Genomic DNA, 7,005 nt, shown 5'->3' with positions numbered 1-7,005 from the left:
ATGAGAGTGCGCTTTGCGGTCGCTATTGCAGCGGCTGGCCGCGGACGAAACTGCCCTGACACGGCGGGTTTCTCAATCTGCGCGGCCCGTGGGAGCCAGATCGTGGCAGGCAGGCTGTTCAACGAAGGTCGGAGATGTGTTCGCCACCCGTCACAGGGCTCCGGGTTGGCGATGAAGCCGGCCACGCAACGTCGTCAATGGCGAGCCACGGCGCGACGGCCACGGCCGCGGGCGTAAGCCCGGCGAACGCCTTGACCTCGCGGTAGAGGTGGGACTGGTCGACGTAGCCGCTCTCGGTGGCAACGCTGGCGGCGGCGTGACCCGCCGCGAGAAGGTGGGCGGCGTGGTCGAACCGCACCAGTCGGGCGGCGCGTTTGGGCGTGATGCCGAGCTGGGACCGGAAGCGGGACCACAGGCGCTTGCGGCTCCAGCCGACCTCGTCCGCCAGACCGTCGACCCGCACCCGCCCCCGACTGGTGAGCGTCCGCCGCCAGGTGTAGGCGACCTCCGAATCGACCGGTGGGCGGGCGCCCAGCCGTCGGCCGAGGATTTCCTCCGCGATCGTGAACCGTTCGTCCCACGACGCGGCGGCGCGCAGCCTGTCCTCGGCTCGCCCGGCGTCGCGGCCCCAGACATCCTCGAGGGATACCATCGTCCCGCTGAGTTCGGTTGATGCGCCGAGCACCGCAGCGGCCGCGACCGGTTCCAGCCGGATCTGGAGGCACTCGCCGACCCCCCGGCCAGTTGCCCGAAGATCGCCGGGGAGGAGCCCGATGACGACATTGCCGCGCTCGTGCCGGCCATGGGTGTCGTAGACGAGGCCTTCGCCCTCGCTCAGGTCGACGAGCAGGGTGACGGATGGGTGCGCGACCATGGCGATGTCCACGAGTGCGGGGCCACGTTGGCGGAACCCGGCCATGCTGATCCCCGGCAGCCGACCTGACGGGCGCGGGACTGCGACGTCCACCCACGCCCAGTCGGGTGGTGTCCCGGTCGATAGCACATGACCAGTCTAAGTCTGAGGGTTCACCGGCGGGGTGTCAGCGACTGTTGCCGTGAAGCCCAGCAGCAGTTCGCCGGTCCTCTCGGGCGCTTCGAACATGGGTATGTGCCCGACGCCGGGCAGCAGTTCGACCCGCGCGTTCGGCACCGCGTCGTACCGGTGCGCCGACGACGGCTCCCAGCGGCGGTCGGCGGTGCCGAAGATCACCAGCATTGGGACTTCGAGGGCGGCGAGACGTTCGGGCACGCTCCGCTGGGCGATGTACGCGGTGTTTCGGCGCAGCACCGTCCTGAACGTGCGGTACGTGGTGCCCCGTACATCGGCGACCAAGTCGTCTGGGATATCCACGGGGCGAGCGCACGTCGCGCTTATCCCCCTGCGGATCATCGCGTCCGAACGCCTCGACCACAGGAGCGGGCCGAGAGGCGGGGCCAACAGGACCCGAAGAAGCAACGGCTGCGGAAGGAGCGCATCGGGACTCGGGCCGCTGCTGATCAGCGCGAGCGACCTCACCAGGTCGGGGCGCTGTTCGGCAAGCGCGGTCGCGATGTAGCCGCCGCTGGAGTGCCCCACCGTTGTGACCCGAGGAAGGCCGAGGTCGTCGAGCACCGCCGCCACCCGGCCCGCCTGAACGGGCACGTTGTATGACAGCGCGGGCGGGGACTGGCCGCAGCCCGGGAGGTCGACCCGGATGACGTGATGGTGACCGGCCAGTGCCGGGACCACCGGGCTCCAGGAAGCGCCCGAGAACCCCGATCCGTGAATGAGCAACAGCGCCGGCGCCTGCCGTGGGCCGTCGTGAGCCACGTGCATCCCATGCAAATGCTCAACGTCGTACTCACTCATGTAGGGGATGATGCATGGGCTGCCGGCTATCAGTCTTGGACAAATGTCGTCGTGGAGTGGGCCGGGGCCCACCCTGAGCTGACGCGGCCTGGTGCGAGGCGATTCCTCGTGGCCGTGGCCGCCCAACTCGGGCGGGGTCGTCACCGAGGCCGCGGCCGGGTTCGGCTCTCGGCCACGGTTATCTCGGCCACGAACGCGGCTTGTTCGCTGCCTGGGGCGGAGTAGGCCGGGAAGACGGACCGGCAACCAACCACCACCAGCATGAGCAGACCGGAGCGCAGTCAGGACACGCAGGTACCGACCGCCGCACCAAAAGATCGACGCACTGACATGAAACTGCCCCGCGCACGCGCATCCGGAGCCGATGAGCGCGTATCGAGCACCATCGGTCGATACCATCTGGCGGTGCGGGAAAAATGATATCCGGTCTCGGGTTGTAGCAGATGGGACGTCAATGGAGTACAGAGATGCCGCGACTGCAGCGGCCTTTGAGAAGGCAGCCGAGTTGTTGGGCAAGCCGCTCGAACTGCCGCTGGGCCGTGGAGAACCGGAGTCGGGCGATGACTTCCGTCGTTTGGCAACTCAGCATGCGTTCGGCGATTCCTGGTCCAGGCCGGGTCTCGACACTCGAAGCCGTGCGCTGGTTTCGGTGACCATCGCGGCCACTCTTGGCACTCGTGAACCGTTGCGCGGTCAGCTTCGGATCGCGCTCAACAACGGTGTCACGAGGGACGAGATCGTCGAGTTGTTCATTCATCTCGAGGCATATGCCGGTGCGGCACGGGCGTTCGACAGCTACCAGGTCGCGTTGGAGGTGTTCGCGGAAGATCACGCGTAAGACGTCGTCATTTGCCGCCGCGAGAGCGCTGGTGTTGATCGAGTGGTGTGACACGGTGGGATATGACTGCCTCTTCGTCTTCGCAGTCCTCATCAGGTCTGCGTCGACCAGTCTCTGCTGCCTGTAGCGGTGTCGGCCTATCTCGGCCGGTACCGCGGTGCCTCCCGGGGACACACCGAGTCGGCAGTGCGCACAGATCCACAGCATCTGCCTGACAGATGACACTGTCCAGATATGCTGCAATTCAGGCATCGAGGCGGTGGCCGATGGAACTCAGACAGCTACGTCACTTCCTGGCGTTGGTCGAGGAACGCAGCATCACCCGCGCCGCCAAGCGCGAGCTCATCGTGCAGTCAGGCCTGTCGAACTCGCTCCAGGCCCTCGAACGCGAACTGGGTACGCCCCTCTACGTCCGCGGAACCAGGCCCGTCCGACTTACCGCGGCTGGCGAGGCGTTGGTGGGCCCGGCTCGCCGGACCTTGACCAGTGCTGCGCAGGCGGAACAGGCCGTACACCACACCCGTGACGTACTCATCGGCACACTGCGCCTCGGCGTCTCGCTCTCCGCGCAGCATCTGGTGCCGTTCGCTTCCTATCTCGGCGAGTTCACTCGCGATCATCCCGGCATCGACCTGCGCCTGCGGTACGCGCCCGCGTTGGCGATGATCTCGATGGTCGAGACGGGAGAACTGGATTGCGTGATCGGACCCGCGGTCAGCCAGGTCCCGGGCGTCCGGATGACCCGCCTGGCCCGAGAGCCGCTGCACCTCGTCTGCCGTGCTGATCACCGCCTGGCGGAGCGAGCTGAGGTCGACATGAGACAACTCGCCAACGAGCGGTTCGTCGAGGTACCCCCCGGGTGGACGGCTCGCCTGTTGAGTGACGCCGCGTTCGCCGGCGAAGGAATACCGCGCCGCGTCGTCTGTGAGGTCGGCGACTGGGAACTGTTCCTCGAGCTGGTCAGCGCAGGCGTCGGTGTCGGCTTCGCTCCAGTCGGCCTGCAGTACCCGGTGCTGACCGGACCAGACAGCGTTCTGCGGCTCATCGCGGTTGAGGGCGTGCGTCTGGAAAGGCACATCTACCTGATCCTGCCCTCGGTGGGCGAGACCAGTCCGGCAGCACGGCGGTTCGCCGATCAGATGCTGCGCATCCACCCCGCGGGCAGCTAACCGGCGCCTGTTGGCCAACGCATCCCTGTCGGCTCGGAAGTGGCGCGGCTGCCGGTGCGCTCATGGCACCCATCTGATCGTCAGATGGACTCCATCTGAGACAGGTGCGACGCAGGCGACATCGGCGGCAACGGAGGCGCGGTTGTACCGGGCGAAACTTCCATGCCGACCGTGGACGCCGGCCCCCACGGCCGCCGGCCACGGATGAGCGCAACCACAGCGTCAACACCGACGCGGACCGAGAGAAAGAGCCAGCGGAATGTATTCAACCAGTAAGAGTGTCGTCACCAAGACCGTGGAGGTCGAGCGGACCCCGTTCGCCTACCGCGAGGTGGGCCCAACCACAGGTATCCCGGTGGTGTTCCTGCATCATTTCACCGCCGTACTCGACGATTGGGACCCCGCCGTGGTCGACGGCATTGCCGCCGAGCGGCGCGTCATCCTGGTCGATCTCCGGGGCGTCGGCGGCTCAGGCGGCACCACCCCCGACAGCATCGAGGCCATGGCCGGCGACGCCATCGCGTTTCTGCGGGTGCTCGGGCTGAGCACGGTCGACCTGCTGGGCTTCTCCCTGGGCGGCATGGTCGCCCAGCTGATCGTCCAGCAGCGGCCCGACCTGGTCCGCCGGGTCATCCTGGCCGGCACCGCACCCGCCGGTGACCCGGGGCCTGCCTCCACGGGTGCCATACTCCAGGCTGCCCTGGAGAAGGCCGGCGCCCAGGGCAAGCACCCCAAGCACTTCCTGTTCTTCTCGCCGACCGCGACCAGCCAAGCCGCCGCGGACGCCTTCCTCGCCCGTCTGGACGAACGCACCGAGGTCCGCGACGCACCTGTATCCAACGACACGATCGGCGCCCAGATCACCGCCCTCACGAAGTGGGAGCAGGGCACCTCGCCCATAGGCCTGACAAACGTGGACAAGCCCGTCCTGGTCGTCAACGGCGACAACGACACGATGCTCCCGACGAGCAGCTCGCTCCACCTCGCCCAATTGCTGCCCCACGCCCAGCTCAGCATCTACCCAGACTCCGGCCACGGCGGCATCTTCCAACACCACGACCTGTTCGTGGCGCAGGCGCTGGAATTCCTCCGCGACTGACACGAAACCCCCGCCTCCGGTCGCGGAGCAACCCGCCCCAACAACGAATCGACCAGCTCAACCGAGTCAATACGGACAGATGAGGATGCAGAAATGCCGCTCCGGAAGATCCACCACCCGGTCGGCGCCGACACGGCCGAAGAGAAGAAGGAGTTCGCCGAGATGAACCTCACTGACCACGCCGGAGTCCGGCTCACACACGGCAAGCCCAAGGTCAACGGCGTGGAGATCCACTACGCGATCGGCGGCGCCGGCGAGCCGGTGTTCTTGCTGCACGGCGTGCCGAAGACCATGTCGTACTGGCGCCACGTCGTGCCGCTGCTGACCCCGCACTACACCGTCATCACGGTCGACAACCGAGGATCCGGCGGCTCCCAGCGTCCCCTGACCGGCTACGACACCGCCACGATGGCCGGTGACGTCGCCGAACTGGCCACCCACCTGGGCTTCGACCAGTTCCGCGTCGCCGGTGAGGACTGGGGAGCGGCCATCGCCTACGCCGTCGCCGCCTTCCACCGGCCCCGGGTGCAGCAACTGGTGTTCCAGGAAACGCTCCTACCAGGATTGCCGGCCGGCCCAGGATTGCCAGGCGGCGAACAGGACCCCTCGCTCGCCGCCGACGACGTCCGCACCGGCTGGCACTTCAGCTTCTTCAGCCTGCCGAACCTGCCCGAGCTGCTGCTGGCCGGGCGGGAGCGGCCGTTCTGGACTTGGTACGCCAGACGCCAGATGTGGGACCCCAGCGCGCTGGCCGAGGAGGACGTCGACGAAATTGTGCACTCGGCCGAGCAGCCGGGCGGCACCAGGGCCATCCTGGAGATGTACCGCGCCCGCCAGACCGACGCCGAACAGAACCGGCCACACTACGCCGACCCGATCAGCTGCCCGGTCCTGGCCGTCGGCGCGCAGGCCTATCTCGGGGACGACGTATCCAAACAGCTGGCGCAAGTGGCCCACGACGTCCGCGGCGCCGTCATCCCCGCGTCCGGTCACAACATCGCGCTGGAGAACCCGGTCGCCCTGGCCCAGGCCTACCTCGACTTCTTCGCAGGCGGCTGAACCGCGGGTCAGCCATGTGTCCGTTGCGGCTCACGCAGCCGATTGCCCGGTCACACTTGACGCTGCGAGTGCGGCAGCCGCTTCTGCCCATGAGCGCCACGTTCTCCCGGGTGATCGGCGGGTTGCAGTTCCTAACCGGAGTCGCGGTGACCGTCGACGGGCACTGGCCATCGTCCACCACCGCTACCGTTGACACCGGACCAGGAACCCCGACCCGGCCTGTCTTCCACGGCGGAGATACCGGACCGCATCGGGTCGAACTGATTGCAGACGCCACGCTGGCAGCCCAGCCGGATAGCACGCCGCCGGCAAGGACCGGCTGGAAGGCACCGCCAGGCATCACACGCCGTGACGGAAGCGGTGGCGCCGCATACGCTCGTCAACGCGCGCACATCGTAGCCGAAGAGCGTGCACGGGATCATGTGGAGGCGTCGGCTGCTGGATAGGATGCCGCCGCTGGTCAGAGATCTCGCTCTTCATCGAGGGTGACCTCGGCCGGCGGCGTGCAACGGCCGCGCGGACGCCGCACCGGCCATCGCCCTCGCGACCAGCACCCGCTGCCCGCTGTCAGGTCATCAGGACGCGCCGCTCATCACCCGGAGGAAGTCGGCGTAGAACAGGCCCAGTGCGGCCGCCACTCCCAGCCCGGCGGCGATCCAGAACCGGATTACGACGTTGACCTCGCTCCATCCGGCCAGCTCGAAGTGGTGGTGCAGCGGCACCATCCGGAAGATGCGTCTACCGATGGTGCGGTAGGTGCCGATCTGCATCACCCACGTCACCGCGACGATGAAGTACAGCACCGCGATGACCGGCAGGAGGAACACCGTCTTCGTGGCCAGAGCCAGGCCGCCGATGAGCGCGCCGAGGGCCAGCGAGCCGGTGTCGCCCATGAATATTCTTGCCGGTGACGTGTTCCACCACAGGAACCCGACGCACGCGCCGGCACAGGAACCGGCTATGAGCGCGATCTCCAGGGGGTCGCGGGAGG

General features: G+C 67.7%; 7 protein-coding genes. 4 read left to right on the top strand and 3 right to left on the bottom strand.

From position 1 onward, the window contains the following. Positions 1–118: 118 nt before the first annotated feature. Together Vau01_RS62575 and Vau01_RS62570 are read right to left on the bottom strand one after the other, a co-directional pair. Entirely contained in the window at positions 119–919 is an 801-nt protein-coding gene (locus Vau01_RS62575) for a helix-turn-helix domain-containing protein (RefSeq protein WP_204015160.1), read from the bottom strand. Between the two features lie 93 nt (positions 920–1,012). After that, on the bottom strand, positions 1,013–1,849 hold the full coding sequence (locus Vau01_RS62570; protein WP_239153130.1) for an alpha/beta fold hydrolase: 837 nt from the start codon (positions 1,847–1,849) through the stop codon (positions 1,013–1,015). 454 nt (positions 1,850–2,303) lie between these two features. Here Vau01_RS62570 and Vau01_RS62565 point away from each other — a divergent pair, with 454 nt between their 5' ends. The 4 genes from Vau01_RS62565 to Vau01_RS62550 all read left to right on the top strand — a co-directional run bounded on the left by Vau01_RS62565 (position 2,304) and on the right by Vau01_RS62550 (position 6,014). Continuing rightward, positions 2,304–2,687 (top strand): carboxymuconolactone decarboxylase family protein, encoded by a 384-nt coding sequence (locus tag Vau01_RS62565; RefSeq protein ID WP_204015157.1) that lies wholly within the window; start codon positions 2,304–2,306, stop codon positions 2,685–2,687. A gap of 218 nt (positions 2,688–2,905) precedes the next feature. After that, the gene (locus Vau01_RS62560; protein WP_308440555.1) at positions 2,906–3,856 is read left to right on the top strand and encodes a LysR family transcriptional regulator; all 951 of its coding nucleotides are present in this window, start codon (positions 2,906–2,908) and stop codon (positions 3,854–3,856) included. 259 nt (positions 3,857–4,115) lie between these two features. Next, entirely contained in the window at positions 4,116–4,955 is an 840-nt protein-coding gene (locus Vau01_RS62555) for an alpha/beta fold hydrolase (RefSeq protein WP_204015144.1), read from the top strand. A gap of 93 nt (positions 4,956–5,048) precedes the next feature. Beyond that, positions 5,049–6,014, top strand: coding sequence for an alpha/beta fold hydrolase (locus Vau01_RS62550; protein ID WP_204015142.1), 966 nt, complete (start codon positions 5,049–5,051; stop codon positions 6,012–6,014). 575 nt (positions 6,015–6,589) lie between these two features. On the opposite strand, the gene Vau01_RS62545 is transcribed toward Vau01_RS62550, so the two are convergent. Further along, positions 6,590–7,005, bottom strand: a 416-nt coding sequence (locus Vau01_RS62545; RefSeq protein ID WP_506021024.1) for an MraY family glycosyltransferase, incomplete at its 5' end; no start/stop codon positions are given.

This window comes from Virgisporangium aurantiacum (genome assembly GCF_016863635.1).
Classification (GTDB): Bacteria; Actinomycetota; Actinomycetes; order Mycobacteriales; family Micromonosporaceae; genus Virgisporangium; species Virgisporangium aurantiacum.
This window is presented reverse-complemented; position numbering and strand designations above follow the sequence as displayed.